The sequence below is a fragment of the Mucilaginibacter sp. UYP27 genome (genome assembly GCF_040547175.1).
Taxonomy (GTDB): Bacteria; Bacteroidota; Bacteroidia; order Sphingobacteriales; family Sphingobacteriaceae; genus Mucilaginibacter.
Map to the genome: position 1 here is coordinate 39,723 of NZ_JBEPPE010000007.1, position 18,587 is coordinate 58,309.

General features: G+C 44.2%; 22 protein-coding genes. 7 read left to right on the plus strand and 15 right to left on the minus strand.

Features of this window, described 5'->3' with window-relative positions; genetic code table 11:
- Nucleotides 1–43 precede the first annotated feature (43 nt).
- Both ABIB39_RS18515 and ABIB39_RS18520 read left to right on the plus strand, forming a co-directional pair.
- Nucleotides 44–1,075, plus strand: coding sequence for a YncE family protein (locus tag ABIB39_RS18515; protein WP_354431669.1), 1,032 nt, complete (start codon nt 44–46; stop codon nt 1,073–1,075).
- Between the two features lie 23 nt (nt 1,076–1,098).
- On the plus strand, nt 1,099–1,950 hold the full coding sequence (locus tag ABIB39_RS18520) for a phosphatase PAP2 family protein (RefSeq protein WP_354431670.1): 852 nt from the start codon (nt 1,099–1,101) through the stop codon (nt 1,948–1,950).
- A 14-nt stretch (nt 1,951–1,964) separates the two neighbouring features.
- Here the strand turns inward: ABIB39_RS18520 and ABIB39_RS18525 are convergent, their stop codons facing one another.
- From ABIB39_RS18525 to ABIB39_RS18555, 7 genes are all read right to left on the minus strand, one after another.
- Nucleotides 1,965–5,015 carry an efflux RND transporter permease subunit gene (locus ABIB39_RS18525; RefSeq protein WP_354431671.1) on the minus strand — a complete coding sequence of 1,017 codons (3,051 nt, stop codon included), beginning with the start codon at nt 5,013–5,015 and terminating at the stop codon, nt 1,965–1,967.
- Nucleotides 5,015–5,947, minus strand: a complete 933-nt coding sequence (locus ABIB39_RS18530) for an efflux RND transporter periplasmic adaptor subunit (RefSeq protein ID WP_354431672.1) — start codon at nt 5,945–5,947, stop codon at nt 5,015–5,017. The genes ABIB39_RS18525 and ABIB39_RS18530 overlap by 1 nt, the downstream gene beginning before the upstream one ends.
- A gap of 3 nt (nt 5,948–5,950) precedes the next feature.
- Nucleotides 5,951–7,189 carry a TolC family protein gene (locus tag ABIB39_RS18535; protein ID WP_354431673.1) on the minus strand — a complete coding sequence of 413 codons (1,239 nt, stop codon included), beginning with the start codon at nt 7,187–7,189 and terminating at the stop codon, nt 5,951–5,953.
- A 158-nt stretch (nt 7,190–7,347) separates the two neighbouring features.
- Nucleotides 7,348–7,788, minus strand: a complete 441-nt coding sequence (locus ABIB39_RS18540; RefSeq protein WP_354431674.1) for a PepSY-like domain-containing protein — start codon at nt 7,786–7,788, stop codon at nt 7,348–7,350.
- 76 nt (nt 7,789–7,864) lie between these two features.
- Nucleotides 7,865–9,112 carry a sensor histidine kinase gene (locus tag ABIB39_RS18545; RefSeq protein WP_354431675.1) on the minus strand — a complete coding sequence of 416 codons (1,248 nt, stop codon included), beginning with the start codon at nt 9,110–9,112 and terminating at the stop codon, nt 7,865–7,867.
- Nucleotides 9,109–9,786: a response regulator transcription factor gene (locus tag ABIB39_RS18550; RefSeq protein WP_354431676.1), complete on the minus strand. Its 678-nt coding sequence runs from the start codon at nt 9,784–9,786 to the stop codon at nt 9,109–9,111. Before ABIB39_RS18550 ends, ABIB39_RS18545 begins: the two co-directional genes overlap by 4 nt.
- A gap of 53 nt (nt 9,787–9,839) precedes the next feature.
- Nucleotides 9,840–10,424, minus strand: coding sequence for an HD domain-containing protein (locus ABIB39_RS18555; RefSeq protein ID WP_354431677.1), 585 nt, complete (start codon nt 10,422–10,424; stop codon nt 9,840–9,842).
- Nucleotides 10,425–10,680: 256 nt separating this feature from the next.
- On the opposite strand from ABIB39_RS18555, the gene ABIB39_RS18560 reads away from it, so the two are divergent.
- Nucleotides 10,681–11,163, plus strand: a complete 483-nt coding sequence (locus ABIB39_RS18560; RefSeq protein ID WP_354431678.1) for a hypothetical protein — start codon at nt 10,681–10,683, stop codon at nt 11,161–11,163.
- Nucleotides 11,164–11,300: 137 nt separating this feature from the next.
- On the opposite strand, the gene ABIB39_RS18565 is transcribed toward ABIB39_RS18560, so the two are convergent.
- The 5 genes from ABIB39_RS18565 to ABIB39_RS18585 form a co-directional block, all read right to left on the minus strand.
- Entirely contained in the window at nt 11,301–11,717 is a 417-nt protein-coding gene (locus ABIB39_RS18565; protein WP_354431679.1) for a hypothetical protein, read from the minus strand.
- A 15-nt stretch (nt 11,718–11,732) separates the two neighbouring features.
- Nucleotides 11,733–12,149, minus strand: a complete 417-nt coding sequence (locus ABIB39_RS18570) for an SH3 domain-containing protein (RefSeq protein ID WP_354431680.1) — start codon at nt 12,147–12,149, stop codon at nt 11,733–11,735.
- A 2-nt stretch (nt 12,150–12,151) separates the two neighbouring features.
- Entirely contained in the window at nt 12,152–12,496 is a 345-nt protein-coding gene (locus ABIB39_RS18575; RefSeq protein WP_354431681.1) for a hypothetical protein, read from the minus strand.
- 83 nt (nt 12,497–12,579) lie between these two features.
- Complete coding sequence (locus ABIB39_RS18580) at nt 12,580–13,224, minus strand: PRC-barrel domain-containing protein (RefSeq protein WP_354431682.1); 645 nt, start codon at nt 13,222–13,224, stop codon at nt 12,580–12,582.
- Nucleotides 13,225–13,248: 24 nt separating this feature from the next.
- Nucleotides 13,249–13,881 carry an OmpA family protein gene (locus ABIB39_RS18585; protein ID WP_354431684.1) on the minus strand — a complete coding sequence of 211 codons (633 nt, stop codon included), beginning with the start codon at nt 13,879–13,881 and terminating at the stop codon, nt 13,249–13,251.
- 309 nt (nt 13,882–14,190) lie between these two features.
- Between ABIB39_RS18585 and ABIB39_RS18590 the strand changes: the two genes are divergently transcribed.
- Nucleotides 14,191–14,721, plus strand: a complete 531-nt coding sequence (locus ABIB39_RS18590; RefSeq protein ID WP_354431685.1) for a hypothetical protein — start codon at nt 14,191–14,193, stop codon at nt 14,719–14,721.
- A 143-nt stretch (nt 14,722–14,864) separates the two neighbouring features.
- The gene (locus ABIB39_RS18595; protein WP_354431686.1) at nt 14,865–15,113 is read left to right on the plus strand and encodes a hypothetical protein; all 249 of its coding nucleotides are present in this window, start codon (nt 14,865–14,867) and stop codon (nt 15,111–15,113) included.
- A gap of 5 nt (nt 15,114–15,118) precedes the next feature.
- On the opposite strand, the gene ABIB39_RS18600 is transcribed toward ABIB39_RS18595, so the two are convergent.
- The gene (locus ABIB39_RS18600; RefSeq protein ID WP_354431687.1) at nt 15,119–15,289 is read right to left on the minus strand and encodes a hypothetical protein; all 171 of its coding nucleotides are present in this window, start codon (nt 15,287–15,289) and stop codon (nt 15,119–15,121) included.
- 75 nt (nt 15,290–15,364) lie between these two features.
- Between ABIB39_RS18600 and ABIB39_RS18605 the strand changes: the two genes are divergently transcribed.
- Nucleotides 15,365–16,234: a glycoside hydrolase family 25 protein gene (locus tag ABIB39_RS18605; protein ID WP_354431688.1), complete on the plus strand. Its 870-nt coding sequence runs from the start codon at nt 15,365–15,367 to the stop codon at nt 16,232–16,234.
- On the opposite strand, the gene ABIB39_RS18610 is transcribed toward ABIB39_RS18605, so the two are convergent.
- Nucleotides 16,224–17,255 (minus strand): LLM class flavin-dependent oxidoreductase, encoded by a 1,032-nt coding sequence (locus tag ABIB39_RS18610; RefSeq protein WP_354431689.1) that lies wholly within the window; start codon nt 17,253–17,255, stop codon nt 16,224–16,226. The genes ABIB39_RS18605 and ABIB39_RS18610 overlap by 11 nt on opposite strands.
- Nucleotides 17,256–17,405: 150 nt before the next feature.
- Between ABIB39_RS18610 and ABIB39_RS18615 the strand changes: the two genes are divergently transcribed.
- A complete protein-coding gene (locus tag ABIB39_RS18615) occupies nt 17,406–17,690 on the plus strand; it encodes a hypothetical protein (RefSeq protein WP_354431690.1) in 285 nt (94 codons plus the stop codon).
- 64 nt (nt 17,691–17,754) lie between these two features.
- Here ABIB39_RS18615 and ABIB39_RS18620 read toward each other — a convergent pair whose 3' ends face one another.
- Nucleotides 17,755–18,585: a hypothetical protein gene (locus tag ABIB39_RS18620; RefSeq protein ID WP_354431691.1), complete on the minus strand. Its 831-nt coding sequence runs from the start codon at nt 18,583–18,585 to the stop codon at nt 17,755–17,757.
- Nucleotides 18,586–18,587 lie beyond the last annotated feature (2 nt).

The following is an 18,587-nucleotide window of genomic DNA, read 5'->3' on the forward strand; positions in this document are numbered from 1 at the left end:
ATTTCTACAGAATGCACTCTTATTATAGCATCAAAAAGTTATAATGCAGCATATCCGTCAAATTACAAATGCTATGGTCATCATAATGGTGATTTTTTCATCAGCCGTTAGTGCCCAAACTAAAACCGGGCTGCAAATTCTTAAAAAATATAGTATAAAAAGCAGTGGCGGTTGGGATTACGTTATGGTTGATGCCGACGAGAAAAAGATCTACGTATCACATGGTACGCAGGTTAATATTTTGAGTACTGCCACCGGCGATTCGGTTGGGGTCATTTTAAACACAAACGGTGTGCATGGTATTGCATTGGTAAAAGCATTAGGAAAAGGTTATACAAGCAATGGCCGCGATAATAGCTGTACTATATTCGATCTGAAAACCAATGCAGAGCTGGGCAAGATAGCGGTAGGCACCAATCCAGACGCGATATTTTATGATGATTTTTCCAAAAAAGTTTACGCGTTTAACGGCCGTAGCAGCGATGCATCGGTAATAGACCCGGCTACTGATAAAGTGGTGGCAACTATCTCGCTTGGCGGCAAGCCGGAAACAGGTGTCTCTGACGGAAAGGGCAAGATCTTTGTTAATTCGGAAACTACGAATGAGGTGGTAGTTATTAACGCTAATACGTATAAAGTTGTAGCCCGATATAAAATAAATGAAGGTGATGAACCATCTGGTTTGGCTATTGATAAAACCACCAATCGCTTATTTATCGGTTGTGGTGGTAACGCTACTATGGTTGTTATGGATGCCGCCAACGGTAAAAACCTTGCTAAATTTAAAATTGGCGATTGCGATGGTGTAGCTTTCGACCCGGAACTCAAAATGGCTTATGCATCCAACGGTGATGGCAACATGTCGGTTGTTAAAGAGGTTAACGCCAATAAATTTGTGTTTGTAGAGAATATTGTAACTGAAAAAAGCGCGCGTACTATAGGCATAGATACCGTTACCCATCACTTGTTTTTGCCTGCCGCGCAAATGGAAGCTACCCCACCAACGGCAGAGAATGCTCACCCAAGGCCGCACATGGTAGCAGGCACTTTCCATGTAATTGAGATAGGTAAATAGTTAGAATTTTAATACCCCGCCCTTTGAAAAGAATAACAACCCTGTTGCTTTGCTGCATTATTGGCTTTAATGCCCTTGCCCAGCAAACACCAACCGATACCACTAAGAAAGTAAACATAGTGGATACGCTAAAAAAAGACCTTTTTACCGCGCCAGATACAGTGAAACATCTGCGCAGTAAAGCATGGGCATTAGCACCACCAATCGCTTTGATCGTTTACGGTTCAAGCAATTTCTATTTTAAGCCGGTAAGGAGATTGGACGTAAGTATCAATAACGATATTAAAGAGGATGCCCCCAATTTTAAGCACCACCCCGAAAACTATTTCCAATTTACACCGGTGGCTCTGGTTTATGCCTTGAACCTGGCAGGTATCCACGGTAAAAATACTTTTGTAGACCGCACACTTATTTTTGTAATGGCCGAGGGGATGATGGGCCTGACTACGTTTGGCCTAAAAAAAGTTACCCACAGGCTTCGCCCGGATGGCTCTGACTATTATTCTTTCCCATCGGGCCATACAGCCAATGCATTTTTGGGCGCCGAATTTATGGCGCAGGAGCTTGGAGATAAATCTATAGGGTATAGCGCCTTAGGCTATGGTTTTGCCACAGCTACAGGTATTTTACGTATGTACAACCGCGACCATTGGTTTAGTGATGTGGTAGCAGGTGCAGGGATTGGGATCTTATCTGCAAAAGCAGCTTATTTGCTTTACCCATATATCCGTAACCGCATATTTAAGGCAGGCCGAGAGAAAGAAGATAACCGCGATGTGCCTGCCGAGTTGAAGAAACAACCCAAAACAACCTCAATTGTAATGCCATCGTATAGCGAAGGTATAGTGGGGTTAAATTTTGCCATGCAGTTTTAAAAAACCATTTACCTTTATTTTTTGGCGAATACATGATCGCGGTAAAATACCCGAAGCATGCTTGGCAGCACAATTAGCAATAACGGCAACGCAGCTAAAAAACCACCTATTACGGCTATGGCTAATGGCTGGTGTAGTTGGGCCCCGGCACCTATGCCCAACGCCAATGGCATCAGCGCAATTATAGCCCCAAGTGCTGTCATTAATTTAGGCCGAAGGCGGGTTGATATGGAGTACACGATGGCGTCATCAATACTGCTTTCTTTTGCGCTTTCGCGAAACTGCCAAAAGGTAAAAATGGCATTCTCGCCAATTATCCCCACTATCATGATAAGCCCGGTGTAGCTGCCTACGTTAAGCGGTGTATTGGTCAGGAACATGGCAAGCAAGCTGCCGCCAATCCCCAAAACCGCCACCACCAGTATCAGTAACGCTATCCTGAATTGCTTGAACAGAAACAATATCACCCCAAATACTAACAGGCTGGCGGTAATCAGGATCATCAATAATTCCTTAAAGCTTTGTTGCTGCTCGGCATAAGCGCCGCCGTATTCTACATGGTAGCCGGCTGGCAGGTTTACTGCTTCTGCAATGCCTTTTTGTATGGCGGGTATAACACTGCCCAGGTCGCTGTTCTCTAAACGGGCACTGATTACACCCATTGCCTGCAGGTTTTCGCGCTCTACTTCGGCATCACCTGTACGCAGGTTTACATTGGCTAACTGGGTAATAGGGATCAACCTGCCATCGGGTAAAAATAGGTTAAGGCGTTTTATACCTGCCACATCCTGCATACGGTTGCCGGGGTAAACCATTCGAATAGGCGATTGCTGTTCGCGCTCAAACAGGTTGCCAATTACGTTCCCCTCTAATGCCGATTGTACCTGTGTTTGTAAAGCAGCAGGCGTGAGGTTGTATTGCGCCAGCTTTGCGTAATCGGGAACAATATCCACCGATGGGCCGGCGATAATAATACCGTCAAATACATCGGCAGTGCCTTTAACACTCGTTACAATGGCGGCTACTTGTTTAGATAATGCCTGTAGTTTTGTCTGGTTGTCCCCAAAAACCTTTATTTCTATGGGCTGGGTAGATGTCATCAGGTCGCCTAGCATATCGCCAATTACCTGCCCAAAATCAACCCGGAGGGCTGGCTGTGTTGCTTCTATATGGGCGCGAAGGTCGCTGATGACTTCTTCGGATGTTTTACTGTGCCCTTTTTTAAGTTGAATAAGGTAATCGCCGGTGTTTGGTTCGGTGATAAAGAAACCCATTTGCGTACCTGTACGGCGCGAGTATGCGGCAACATCGGGTTCCTTGATAATTACTTTTTCTATCTCGCGCAGCATGCGGTCGGTTTCTTCGAGGGAGGTTCCGGGAGGGGAGGTGTAGTCAAGTACGATGCTCCCTTCGTCCATATCGGGCAAAAAACCTGTTTCCAGCCTGCCGGGAATAATGATGATCACAGCAACGAGCAGCGCAATTATAATGATACTCATAACAGGGCGCAATATAAAAAATGATACCCAGCGTTGCCTTTTTACTTCATGTGCCTCTGCTTTTTTACCAAGGGTATTTGCTTCCGAGTTTTTGGTAAGCAGCAGGTAAATAACAGGCAGGCCTATCCAGGTTACAAAAAAGGATGATACGAGGGTAATGATCATGGTATCGGTCATAACTTTAAAGTACGCGCCTGCAACACCCGTCATCAATAAAAATGGAATAAATATCACAATAGTACTCACCGATGAGCCTACCATAGCCGGGAATAAATAATTAATAGCCTTTTGCAACAGCGTTACGGTTGGTTCTTCCGGGTGCTCCTCGTGCGTGCGGTGAATCTGTTCAACCACCACAATGGCATCATCAATTATTAAACCTATTGCAGCTGCAATGGCCCCCAGCGTCATGATGTTGAGGGTGTAGCCTACAGCATATAAAATTATCAGCGTAAGCCCTAATGTAACCGGGATAGTTATCAAAATTGTAGCACTCGCCTTTAACGACCGCAAAAAAATAATAGCCACAATAATAGCCAGCGCTAAACCTATCCACAGGCTATCACTTACGCTTTTTACAGATTCGTTCACAAAATCGGCCTGCACGTAATATGGTTTTATAGATACACCTTTGGGCAGCACTTTTTGTAACTCGGCCACTTTGCTTGTCATGGCGGCAGACAGGTCCACCAGGTTGGAATTTGGCTGCTTGATGACAGCTATCAGCACACCTTCGTGCCCGTTGGCGTTTATTTTGGTGTATTCGATACCAGGGTTTATCTGGATCTCGGCAACATCTTTTAGCTGGATAACCCTTTTGCGATTGTTGCTAACTACCAGGTTTTGCAATTGCTCGCTCGTGTTTACGCTGGCATCGGTAACGGTGAGGTACAGCATCTTGAAATCTGACAGGTAACCGTTGGATTTAATGAACGCCGTTTGTGCCAGCGTATTGGTGATCATATCGGGTGTTAAGCCCAGCGCGCTCATTTTTTGGCGGTTCAGCACCAGCCAATATTCTTTAGTTTTTCCACCTATCACGCGGATCTCTGATACCCCATCCACTTGTGACAAGAACGGTTTTACCGTATAAGTTGCAAGTTGCTTCAACTCAATAGGCGATAGGTTATGGCTCTCCAGCGTGTAACCACTTACGGGTAGGATAGAGGGGTTCATCTTCTCTACCGTAACATTTGCCTCGGGTGGCAACTGGTTTTTTATTTGCGCTATGCGCGATTCTATGCGTTGTTGACTCAGGTCGATATCCGCATCCCAGTTCATATAGGCCGAGATCTCGCAACTGCCGCGGCTGGTGGTGCTGCGTACGTAATGCAAATCGGGGACTTGTTTAACAGCATTTTCAAGCGGCTTGGTAACCGTAACCATCATTTTGTTTACCGGCTGCAGGCCAGCATCGGCAATGATCTTTATTTTGGGGAAAGTAATTTCGGGGAATAGCGAGGTTTGCAGCCTGGAATAGGCAAACCCACCGCCCAGCAGTATAATGAATAGCATTAAGCTGATGGGCTTTTTATGGCTGATGAAAAAGTTGTTAAGGCTATCCATTATTTTACAATTTTAACCTTGGCGGTATCAGCCAAACCATAATTGCCGGTTACCGCTATACGGTCGGTTTGGTTAAATGTGGGGGATAAGATCTCTATCTTCCCGCCCGATTCGATGCCTTTTTTTATAGGGGTTTTTACCGCGGTTGTATCATTTATCAGCTTCATTACCCAAAACTCGTTTTGCGTTTCGTTTGATAACACTGCCGATTTTGGCAAAGATGGCGCACTGCTTTTTGCTGTTTTAATGATGAGCGATTTAGCTACCAGGTTTTCGGGAATTGGGTGGATGTTGTTTACTTTGATAACGATGCCCTGCGTTTGCGAAAGTGTATCTACCGATGGCATCAACGAGGCAATGTGGCCGTTCAGTTTTTCACCGTCGGGCAGGGTGAGTGTCATGTTTTGGTTGTTGGCGATAACGCTTCTTAATTCATAAGGCAGTTGTAGCACAAAGGCAAAGCTTTCACGGTCGCTGATGATGGCAAGCTGTTCGCCATCCTGCACATAATCGCCAACCTGGTGCAGTAGTTGGGTAACAAAACCACTGCGCGATGCCCGGATATTGTTAACGCCCGAGAACTTAAAGGTGGTATCGAGTACGTTAATGGTATTGCCAATGCTTTGCGCCTCCTTGGTTTTTAGGGTGAACATCAACTGGCCTTTTTCTACATAATGCCCCGGCTGCACATTTACCTTTTGAATATAACCAATGGCATTGGCGCTCACATAATTTTTTTGTAGGAACGATGAGGTGGCGTTCAACTCAATGGTATCTGCCAGGGCACTGTTGCCAATAGTGGTGACTGTTACAGGTGTTTGCGATTCTACAGCAGCTTCTTCGCCGGCAGGGGTAGTGCCACCGCAGGAGTAAAACGCTGTTATAATTAAACAGGCAAATATTATAGTAAGTGGCTTGTAATATCGGTTCATATATTATCTGCTCCAGTAATTTAGTTGATTAATAAGTTGCAGCCTGCTGATGGTGTTTTGTGTAAGCAGGTTTTTTATAGTGAGGTAATTATTCACAGCCAGTATCAGGTCGGCAATTTTAAGGTCGCCGGTTTGCAGCAGCTTGGTATCTACCTTTATCAGGCTTTCCGAGTATTTGAACTGGTCGTTTATCTCGGCTATCAGTTTATCATACTCGCCAATTTGCTGGTTAAGCTGGTTTATTTGCTGTGTATATTGATTGTTAAAAAAAGCCTTGTAGCTGCGGCTGGTTTCCTGCTCAAGGGTTAGCTTTTTATAAAGTAGTTTGCGTTGCCCGCCGTCATACAAAGGCATGCTCACGCTAAAGCCTACACTTGTGCCAAAGTTTTTATAATACTGCGCTGTCAAATCAGAGTTATAACCACCGTCGGCAAAAACGCTCAGCTTGGGGCGATAGCTGTAATCGATAAGTTTACGGCTATTGTTTAACCTGATGCTATCCAACTGAAACTGTTTGAAAAAGATGCTGGCGCTACGGTCTGTCGCGTTTACTGTTTTTTGCAGGTCTGGTTTACCTATCTCAAAAATGGTGGTGTCGGCTACGCCGGATAAATAATTGAGCGTGGCGTAATCCGTTTTATATTGCAAACGGGTTTGCGATAGTTGCAACTGCGCCTGTTTTAAGGTCACCAAAAAGGTAAGATAATCGCTTTGGCGGTAAACGTTGCCGCGGGTAAGGCGTTTCAGCAAGTCTTCTTCTTTGCTTAGCAAACTAACCACTTCCTGGTTAAAGCGTTGTTGTTGCAGGCTGCCGTAAGCAGTGATATACTGGCCAATGATTGTTCGGCGGAGGTCTTGTTCAGATAGCCGGATGCTGTTCCGTAACGAATCGTTTTGGATGCCGAGCCCTGCAAACTGGGCGTTCAAATATCCTTTGCCAATAAATGCTTTGCTTACTGTTACCAAGCCGTTTAATGATTGCCCGTTGGTAATGGCAGATGAATAACCGTACCCGCGTATTACAGGTGCGTATAAACCCGCGCTGCTTGCGGTAACCTGTGGCTTAAACCCCGCACGGATGCGCACGCTATCTAATTTTGCCGACAGGATCTGGTTGTTAAGATCTTTAATTAGCGGACTATTTTTTACCGCCTGCTGCAGGTAATCATCCAAAGTTTTGCTTTGCGAAAAACAGGTTGTGGTGAGTAATAGGAGCAGAAGCAGGTTGATAAAATATTTCATCCGGGATACGGCTATGGGTATTAAGTTATGTAGTTTCCATCGTAAATCTGCTAACTAAATCTGTAAACATTTTGTGGGATAAAAAAATGCTGCGGATGGTTATACCCGCAGCATCTTAACCTGCCACATTATCCCGCTGAAGGGCCGGGGTCTGTCATTTAATCTTGCGCTATTCTTATGAATTTGCCTGCGCTGTCAAAAAGCAGGTCCTTGCCTTTTACTTCGGCCTCGTAGTTTACCTCGCCCGTGGCTGTTTTAGTAATTTTTGCAGCCTCTTTTATAACCGCGCCTTTGTAATGTTGTTTTACATATACAATTACGGTTGCAGGCAGGGTGGCTGCATTTATTTCCATTTCAGATTCTACCTGCGTGCCATCAGCCTTAAACACCGCCGACATTTCTTTGCTGCCCTGCTTAAAGCCAGCTTCAAAATCGCCTTTTTCTTTTTCCCATTTAACAGATTTAATGCCGGGGTAAGCTTTCTCAAATGCTACCTTTGCTACTGCCGGTACATGGGTTGAATTGATTTGTTGGGCTGTAGCTGTTAGGCCTACAGTTGTTGCTATTAAAATAGCCGCTGTTGTTTTAATGATTTTCATGTTTAGTTGTTTTTATACTAAACTATCCGCGCAATCTGTATTTAGTTTGGACTAAAATTGTAGGGATTTGGGATAATTAAAATATTACAGAGAACGCGTGTATTTTACCCTCTTGTTTATACCGAAGAGTAAAGCCGTAATTGTCGCAGATTTGTTTACAAAGGGTTAAGCCAAGGCCGATACCTTCTGACCCGTCAGATTTATGGAAGCGTTTCAACACCTTATCAAAATCAAAAGAGCCTTTACCGGTATTTGTGATGGTAAGCTTTTCTGCATCCAATTCAATAGATAATTCCCCGTTTTGGTAATTATGCCTGATAGCGTTACTTAGCAGGTTGTTTAATAAGATCTCGATGAGCGATTTATTCACCAGTAATTGTTTTTCACCTAAGGTTGTTTTTAGGTTGATGCCCAGTTGATGGATCATCTCCTCGTGCTGATAAACGCATTCTTCCAGTACCAATTTCACATTTACATCGGTGTTATCCTTTATGAGCCCGTTCTCTATTTTGGCAAGTAATAACATGGATTTGTTCAGTCGTGTTAAACGGGTAACCGTGCCATAAATATCATTCAGTAGTTTGCTTTGCTTATCGGTAAACTCATCTGTTTGCACTAGCGTATCCAGTTTTGAGTTGATGATAGAGATGGGTGTCATCAACTCGTGCGAGGCATTTTCGGTAAACACTTTTAGGTTTTGATAATCACTTTTTACCCGGTCGGCCATGTTGATAACGGCCTGGTTCAGCTCGGTAAACTCATCTATAGTAGAGGGAGTGCTGCTAACTGTTGGGTGGCTTGCCAGGCTAAATTCTTTAAGTTGGAATAGTACTTTATAAAAGGGTTTCCAGATGCTTTTTAAAATTACCCGGTTTAGGATTATCAAAATAGCCAGCAGGGCAATTATTACACCGATAGTAATCAGAAAGATGATCTGGATCAGGTCCTCAGTTTCTACCTTTGACTGGGTTACTATTATCCTATAATTTTGTCCCGCTACCGTTACCGAACTGATGAGCGCACGTGCGGCCTCCATGTCTTTTTCATCATCGTCGCGGTAAACAGTATCTAAAAAACGGCGCTGCGCCTTTTGCTGCTTAAGCGGGGCAAAAACTATTTGCTGATGGTTGCTTTCGTAAACATCGGGCAGGCGATGGTTTTTGTTTACGTAGCTAAAAACTTCATTTTCTTCAAGAACAAGGTCCTTATCAATTTGACCGGTTAAAATATGGCTGATAGTGTAGTAATAAACTATACCTGTAACCAGCATTATTATGATGGTTACGCCGATATTAACGCGGTTGTATTTGTCAAATAACTTCATGCATCGGTAAATTTATAACCCATACCGTAGGCGGCCTGTATGTAGTCGTTCGCGCCGGCTTCAACCAGTTTTTTGCGGAGGTTTTTGATGTGAGAGTATATGAAATCGAAGTTATCGGCAATATCGATGCTATCGCCCCAAAGGTGCTCTGCAATGGCGCTCTTCGATACCACTTTGCCCTTGTTGGCTATGAAGTAAAGCAAAAGCGAATACTCCTTTCGGGTAAATTTAACAATTGCGTCATTCACCTTTACAGTTTTTGCGTCCAGGTCGATATTGATCTCGTTAAACTTAAGAACACTACTGCCATTGAATGTACGCCGCCTTACAATAGCTGTAACCCGCGACCTTAGTTCGGAAAGGTGAAAGGGTTTGATTAGATAATCATCGGCACCCAGATCGAGCCCGGTTAGGCGGTCGTCCAATGAGTTTTTGGCAGATATGATAAGCACCCCATCGTTATGCCCGTTCTCTTTTAAGTGTTTAACGATATCCAGCCCGGTACCTTGTGGCAGGGTAAGGTCAAGTATCACACAATCGTAGCGGTAAACGCTTACCTTAGCCAGGGCCGTTGTAAAGTCGCCCGCTGTTTCGCAGATGCTGTCGCTGCCTGTAAAATAGGACTCGATGCTGTCGCGCAGCCCGGCCTCGTCTTCTACTATTAAAATCTTCACCCTATAAAATTAACACTTAAAATTGGAGAAATGCCATGCCAATGGCAACAGTATTAGCGCAGTAACTTATCAATATTGGCAAGCTTATGTTGTTGTAATGTGGTTTTTCCGTAATCGGTGAAATACTTATGCTGTATCAGCATGTTTAAGTTTGTTTGTCGCCATTGCTCGTCGCTGTATCGCTGGCTTAAAACAAGTTCCCATTCGGTGCGTAAGCGGGATGCATAAGCCGGGTAATCATCATCTGCCAGGTGGAACATATCTGCATCGCACATAATTCGCTGTAACAAGTTTTGCGGCGACTGCGGCATTTTGGTAGCTGTGATACAAGCTACAACTTCATCGGTAAAACTACCTTCGGCATCTTCCTGCTTTAAAAAGGTTGCGGCAATTCCTATACTGTTATCCTCGTGCCCCAAATATGCATAGCAATAACCCGTATCATGAAACCATGCAGCGGTTTGCACTATAGCCATATCGCGGTCATTTATTTTGCAAATAAAGCCAATTTCGGTAACCGCGTTTACCACATATTGGGTATGCAGTAAATTATGAAAATGCATGTTTGGTGGCAACCGGTTACTCAATAAGTTCGTTGAGAATTTTGCAGCCTGCCGCACCAGTTTGTATAACGCCATTAAGAAACTTTTTGGCGAGTTAAAAAAAGATGTTGGAGGAATTCTGGATATAGGAATCGGTAAATCCCTTTCTGTTTAGAAATGACTGCCGGATAAACTGCTTATCAAATTTAATTTTCGAAAACGGCTTGCCGTCAAATAGACGCTAAAAGGACGTTCGCTCATTGTAAGTAGCTGCTCACTCACTGTCAAAAAAAAGGGAGTGGTGTGCTCCTATATTTATTTCATTAAACAATTAACGTAATAAACAAAAGCCATGAAAACTTTAAAAACATCCCTTTACCTGCTTATAATGCTTACCGTATTTGCTGCAGGTTGCAAAAAAGACAACAGTGACAACCCCGGGGCAAGCGGTAACAACAAGTACGTTTACCAGGGTAAAGAAGAAAAAATTGCCAGCAGCAATTACACCGTACAAAATATTGCCGGTGCTAATACGTTAAGCCTCGTTTTGGAAGGTAGCGAAACCAGCCAGTGGATCCAACTTTTCTTTTACAAAACAGGCGAAATCATCCCCGAAGGTAGCTTTACCTTTAAAGAGAATGCCGACCCTACCTATAATCCGGCAACAAATTTTGCAGGCGGTAATGTAAATCTTGGCATAGCTGATGCGCATGTGCTTACCGGCGGAAAGATCGACGTTGTAAAAGACGGCGACAGTTATAAGATTACAGTTGACGCTACAACCAGTCGTGGCCCCATTACAGGCAGTTACACCGGTAGTATTTCGCGTCAATAAATAGAAAGATGGATACAGCTTGTATCTGAAACTTAAAAACAGTGCCACTCAATAGTTATTTAAGGGGCATTGCTGGTATAGTCAGCTAAAATATGCCCGCTAATAATGTTAGCGGGCATATTTATCAAATACTCAGCTTAATTCCCAAATAAGCTTCCTAAGCCGCCACCCGAAATGCTTTTAGTGATACTATCAGGGGTAATGCTGCTGTCGTTAGGATCGTTGGCTTTGTGGGCAAACTTTTGCAAAAGCCCCGGCAATGCAGCAGCAATGGCGCCGGTTACCGCGGGTGGCAAACCAAACTTACTACCTAAGCTACCAACCAACCCGCCTTCAATTGCGCTGGTAATTGGGCTGCCCGAGCTAAGCCCTCCGGCCAAGGATGATAACATATCGCCGATGCCGCCCTGAGAAGCCTGCTCTTTGATGCCGCTGTCAATATGGGTTGCAACTTCGCGGTGTACTTCGTCTGCTTTATCAGCAGGGATTTGTTCTGCAACCTGAGGATTGCCGCCCAGGTGGCTTTTTACAAGGTCTAATATTTGATCGAACATGTTATGTTTTTTTAGTTATAGTTGAGTTAAATACTGCGTGTAAGCGTACCCTTCTTCTCCCTTATCGGTACGTACCAGGCTCCATTGTTCATTGGCACGGCTTACTACCGTTACTGTTGAGTTATGCGCCGCTTTACCAACAATTGGCTGGTCGGTGCCCGGGCCTTTTCTGATATTTAAGTTGGAAGATTCTGTAGTTACCCTGGCCTGGCTGCCTGCTGCTGCAGATGCATCAATGTTCAGGATCAGGTCGCCGGCGCGAAAGTCCGGATCTATTTTGTTGTAAACATCCCATAACGAATCTTTCACAGCGCCATCGCCGGTTTTACCGTCAATGTAAAGCACGTTATCCTGCTCACGAACTTGCAAGTCTGTTACGCCCGCATTTTTTGCGGCTTGTATCAGTTCCGCATATTTTTCCTGTAGTGCCATAGTTATTTGTTTATGGTTAAATTATTGTTGATTTTTTTTGGGTGCAACGAGTTTAACGCCATCATTAACATGGGTAATTTATCGCGTGTAATGTTACCTGTCAAGGTAATCTCTCCTTTATCTACCGTTGCGGTAACACCGGGGAAATCTTTGGTCGCGTCTTTAACGCCTGTAGCTAACTGGTCGTCGGTTGCCATGGTTACCGGGGCTGTAGTTGCAGGGGTGTCCATTTTTACAGTTGCCGTGTCGGCACCTTCGTTACTCTGTTTGCTTTTACATGATGTGAATTGTATAGCTGCGATCAATGCGGCGGCCGATACAAAAGATAATAAGTGTGTTTTTTTCATTTTTATAATATTGGTTGTTTGAAATAATAGGCATAAAAAGGGCCGGCAAAATTCAATCGGCCGGCCCTCATTATAAGATCAGATTAGAATGTTGACTTGTTGCGATCGCTGCTTTCGGCATCTGTATCGCTATCAAAATCCGAGCGGCCTAATTCGTCAGAAACCTGAGAATCATTCCTTGGATAGATCTTGTTATTGAAATGTTCGTGCGTATAAAAGGTATCTGCCTGGTACACCACAATAGCATCAGTGGTGGTTGGTTCGAAAACATTCCTTATCGCAGTCTCCTTATCCGGCGATAGATTGCCTTTTTCGTATCCCTGCAAAGCAAGTAATTGCCCGGCAGTTACCGAAGGCAGGTAAACCACTTCGTTATCAAAAGTGTCTTCATCATCGTCGGTTTCCTCGCCAGTGCGGTTAACTTCTGTAATCGTATCGATTTCAGTGTTGTCTTCATTATATTGGTTGCGCAGTTCGGCAATGCCTATAGGTACCAATACTTTTTTCTCTTCCTCAATGTCTAACTCGTTTTCGGCCAGATCGATGATCATGTAACGCACATCGCGTGTTTTTGGATCGAACAGCACGTCGTCAACTTCTCCAATTTTGCGGCCCTGGCGGTCAATTACGTTCCAGCCGGTAATATCCGGTTCGCCGTCCACTATCTGGTAATCACTTCCATTAAGCTCTTCCAGGTGGTTGTATTTATTTTCTTCTTCAAATGCCATAATAGTATTTTTAAATGTGGTTAATTATTTAGCGGGGAACGCTACAATTGATACATTCCTGTTTTGCTGCCTGCCTGTTTTTGTATCGTTGGTAGCTACCGGTTCGGTTTCGCCAAGCGATTGTACAGAGATCTTATCGGTACTGATGCCACTTTTTACAAGCCAGTCTTTAACCGCGTTTGCGCGGTCGGTACCTAATTGTTTGTTATGTGCTGCATCGCCTGTTGCATCGGTACTGCCATAAACGCCTATTACTGCGCCTTCAAAACGTTTTTTTAACGATGCTGTAACTTGCATCAATTTAGCATCAGCGCTCCCTTGCAGTGTATTTTTATCGGTAGCAAATAAGATGTTTTCGCCAAGGCTGTAAATTGTGTATTGGTCATTTCCACGCACGCTAACGTCCTTATCGGTAATATCCGCATCCGGAGTTTCAGGGGCGTTGAAATCTACTTTGCTCCAATCGGGTTGAGTAGCCGCCACAGCATTGCCTGCCGAGGTGTCTGTAACTGCGGTGGTCGAATCGGTTGCTACTTTGTTTGCTGTGCCGTTGCCGCATCCCTTTAATAGGAAAAATAAGACAGCTAACACAACCAGCCCTAACAGGATCCAGATCCACGGGGTTGATTTTTTTGGTTCTACTTCTAAATGTGCCATTTTTGTTGTTTGAGTTTATGATTTAGTTAACCCCCATAATGCAATGGAGATAAATTATAAACACATTAGTAGTTAAATGTTTTTATAATAAGTAACATTTATTTACTTATATGAAATGTTATGAGGTTTGGAGAAGTTTAACACCAACCAATGATTGGTTTGGCTGGTTGTCGATTCGCAAAAATCTTAAAAGAGCTTCTTCGTTTTAGAACGTTTATGCTTAGTATTTGCAGTTAACTTATCACATAAGCCAAACCGCAGGGCCAGATGTTGGTTATGTAATGTAAGTTGCTTTAAATGACTCATAATATGATCAGGACGAAGGGGATAACATTATTTATGATACTGTGTATGGCGGCAATGGGTATTCAAGCCCAGCCGAAACAAGAAGTTTTAAAAATTTTTTGGCCAACAGCATATCAATGGAAGATAGGCTCTAACCAGCAGGGTGCCACGCAACAAATGGTTGAGATGATCCCGGGTAACCAAACCTTGCAAAACTGGTCCATACTTGGTACTATGTTGGTACTGAAAAACGCCAAGAGGCCGCTTTCTCAAATCCCTCCTGTATTTCTTGCCCAAATGCAAAAACGTGCTAAGGATGCTAAGCTAATGGTAATTGAGCAAAGCCAAACGAACGGCTACAACTGGATCATGTTCAAGCTTCAGGCTTCTTCTTTTATAAATAGCGCCAAGCCCGAGTCGCAATTGTATTATGTAATTCAGGGTAAATCTGCCCTGTTTATAAATTTCGTTGCTGTTAAGGAAGCCACATTGTCGCCATTGTTTTTAGAAAAATGGGCGGTAATTTTTAAGAAAAGTAAGATTACAGTAAAGTAAATGGCGCTTTATGTTTCAGACTGATCACTTTTGTTAACCTCGCAATTTGCGGTTCATCTAAAATAAGGTAAAACGAGAAGTGTGTGTTGGAAACCGACCCTCATTTATAATAAACATTTGAAATTTTGAATCGTTATAAACATATGGAAAGCTATCAAGTAACAGTTACAAAAGATGCCAAAACCTATCAGTTTGAGATAGGGGAGTACCCGCATCCTGACGACGGGCGTTGCAAGTACCGCGTGTTTGAAAATGGTGTATTTATAGCCAGTTTTGAGCCGGATGCACAACATCTTTTACAGATCTGCCAAAACCCAGGCCACGTTAACGAGAATATATTGCATCTGCTGGCCGATAAGATAGAGGCTTATCATCCTAAAGGGGCGATTTAAGGTTTTTAAATGATCTTGCCCCCGTCCTCGGGCGGTATCTCATCTGGTAATTCATCAGGGCTTTCTTCCGGTATCTCGGGAGTTTTTGGGTCATGCGGTTGTTGTATCTCGGGCTCGGGTTTTATAACGGGCATCTCCTCGGGCTCGTTAAGGATGGTTTTATGCTGCTTACTCATGTATTGGCAACAAGTCGGCAGATAGGTTTGTTTGGATTGGCATCGCCCGCACCCTCAAATTAATTACTTTTGCACGTGCCTGTTAGAAAGAAAACTGCCCCGCCTGTTAAAAGGAAAACCATCAGTAGGAAGAAAAAAGCCAAAGCACCTTCACGCTTAAAATATTACCTGGTTGCGCTTGCTGTGTTGGTATTACTATCTCCATTTTATTACCCTTACATTATTAAAACGGCATCATATACCTGGCGATGGATTAGGGATATTGGCCAGGATCCCAACTACCGCGCCTACAAAAGCTTCGGTATCAAAATTCCTTCTAATTATGAGATCCATGGTATTGATGTATCGTATGCGCAGGGCAAAATAAACTGGCCGAAAGTGGTTGCCATGGAAGAAGATGGCGTGCGCGTCCGCTTCGCATTCATTAAAGCTACCGAGGGCTTGCTTACGGTTGACCCATACTTTAAACGTAACTGGAAAGAGGCTAAAAAAGCAGGCATCCCGTGCGGCGCGTACCATTTCTTTCGCCCTAAAAAAAGTGGTTTGTGGCAGGGGAGGTTTTTTGTACAAAATTCATCAATCGAAAGCGGTGGCCTGCCGCCCGTAGCCGATGTGGAACGCCTTGATGGTAAAACGCCCGCCGCCATGCGTAAAGAACTGCGCGATTTTCTTCTCTACGTAGAAAATAAAACCGGCGAAGTGCCCATCATTTATACCGGCATCAGCTTTTACCGTGATTACCTTGCCGGTTATTTTGATGATTACCCGTTGTGGATTGCGCACTACAACCAGGATAAGTTAAACGTAAGCGTACGCACCAACTGGAAATTTTGGCAACACTCCGAAACCGGACATGTGAACGGGATAGGCCACACAGTTGATTTTGACGTGTTTAAAGGGGATAGCCTTGCCTTTAAACATTTTATATCGGGTGCTAACCGTTAATCTCTTTCCGTACCGCTGGCGCCACTTTGGTGCCCAGTAGTTCTATTGCTTTTAGTATTTTATGATGCGGGGTGTGGCCGGTAACCAACTGCGCTAAAAAACGGGTATTGCCAAATAACTCGTACTGTGCCATTATTTTATCTATAGCTTCCTGCGCATCGCCAACAATTAACGGTCCATCAGTACGCAGGTACTCAAACTGGTCGGTACTCATGGGCGACCAGCCCCTGTCGCGGCCAACCCGGTTCATTAATGCTTCGTACGACGGATAAAAAGCATCCTTAGCTTCTTGTGCGGTATCGGCAGCTAAAAATTGGGATGAGATACCCAGCTGTAATTTGCTAACATCATGCCCGGCCTTCTCTGCCGACTCGCGGTACAATTCAACAAACGGTACAAAATGTTTTGGGGCGCTGCCCAGTATAGCTATCATCAATGGTAAGCCAAGCCTCCCCGCGCGCATGGCAGATGCAGGTGTACCGCCAACGCCTATCCATATAGGCAGTTGCTGTTGCAATGGCCTGGGGTAAATGCCCTGGTTATTTATAGGCGCACGGAACTTGCCCTTCCAGGTAAGGTTTACGGTTTTGTTTATCTGCATCAGCAGGTCAAGCTTTTCTTCAAACAGTTCGTCGTAATCGTCAAGGTTATAACCAAACAGCGGGAACGATTCGATGAACGAGCCACGGCCCGCTATCATCTCGGCCCGGCCGCCGGATATAAGGTCGGCAGTGGCAAAGTTTTGGAATGTGCGCACAGGGTCGGCAGAACTTAAAACCGTTACCGAGCTGGATAGGCGGATATTTTTGGTGATTGCGCCTGCTGCTGCGATAAAAATTTCGGGCGATGAAATCACAAAATCGGGCCGGTGGTGCTCGCCGAAGGCAAAAATATCCAAGCCAACCTCATCGGCCAGTTTTACTTCGTCCAACAATTGCTGTACCCGCTCATAAGCCGCGCGGTCGTTACCTACAGCGCCTGCGGGGTTAACTTCTCCAAATGTGCTGATGCCAATTTCCATAAGTGCAAATAAGCTAAAAATAAAATAAAGTGTGTCAGCTTTAAGTATAGTTAGGCTAACCTAAAGGTTACTTTGTGGTACCGCGCTATGCTATACATACTAATAACCTATATTGCACCGTATTATATAAAACTTAAAATACCATAACATATGAAATACGTAGCATCGCGCCTGTCGGAAGGGAATAAAATGTTCCCGGCAGAGATAATGACTGAAGAGAACGGTATCACTATAAAAATCCCCGGACTGTTTAGCGGCGATACCACCACCATCGCTTATGACAGCATTTCGGCAGTGGAGATAGATACACCACTTATCGGCTATTCTACCATCCGTTTTTACCACAGCGGTAACAAGGTAGAAGTACACGGCTTCAGCAAAAACGACGTAAATGAAATTAAAGCCTTTATTGAGCAGGGCAGGTCTAAAAAGTAGAAATTAAAGTAAAGCGAAAGCCCTTCTAAATATTTAAAAGGGCTTTCTTTATGGGAAAATTTCATCAATAGTAACTGATAGCGTAAGTTTCCTTTTGTCCCTGGAAGTAATTGGCTTCGATACGGGTTATGCGCCCATTGCTATCTTTCTGATAATTGTACGTGTAAAGAGTTTGCTCAACCGTTTTTGGCGAGTCGTCGCTTTTAAGGTAATCGCGGGTGGTGTATTTGCCGGGCATCAGGTTACCGCCAAACATATAAAAGGTAGCGCCGCTGTGGCCGCTGCCGCCTGCATCCATAAAAAACGAAGGGTAAGATGCTGTGCCAAACTGGTTAAAGCCGAAATTTTTGGTGCTTAACGAGTTTTTAAACTCAGCCTTAAAATCGCTAAAAGCGGTAACTGTGTAGTAATTGTATTGCATGTACCCGCGTTTTATTTTGCTCAGGTTATTGTCCGCATCATAAATAAAATCGGTTTGGCTTTCGTCTCGATAGTTAGTAGTGGTGAATTTTGATTTAGTCAGAATAGATTTAACACGGCCCTGGTCATCATAAGAATACAATAAGCGGTAGTCGTTTCCCACCCCGTTAAGGCCTTTGGTGTCTACCTGCGTTACGCGCCCCTGGGCATCTATCTGCATGCTGGATGTGTACTGCGGCCCGCCGAACGATTTTTCTATTTTAAGCTCGGAGTATGCCCAGCTTTTGTCGCGTTGTTGGTCGTCGTAATCGAAGTGGGCATTATCCAGGCTGTTTGTATAGGTGATTACCATATCTTTAACCAGGGAGTTTTCAATAGCGCCGCCGGGCCCTGCGCCATCCTTTTTGCATGATTGTGTTGTTGTTGCAATAGCCGCTATCAGCAGGCATAGCACGGTGGTAAATTTTGTTTTCATTT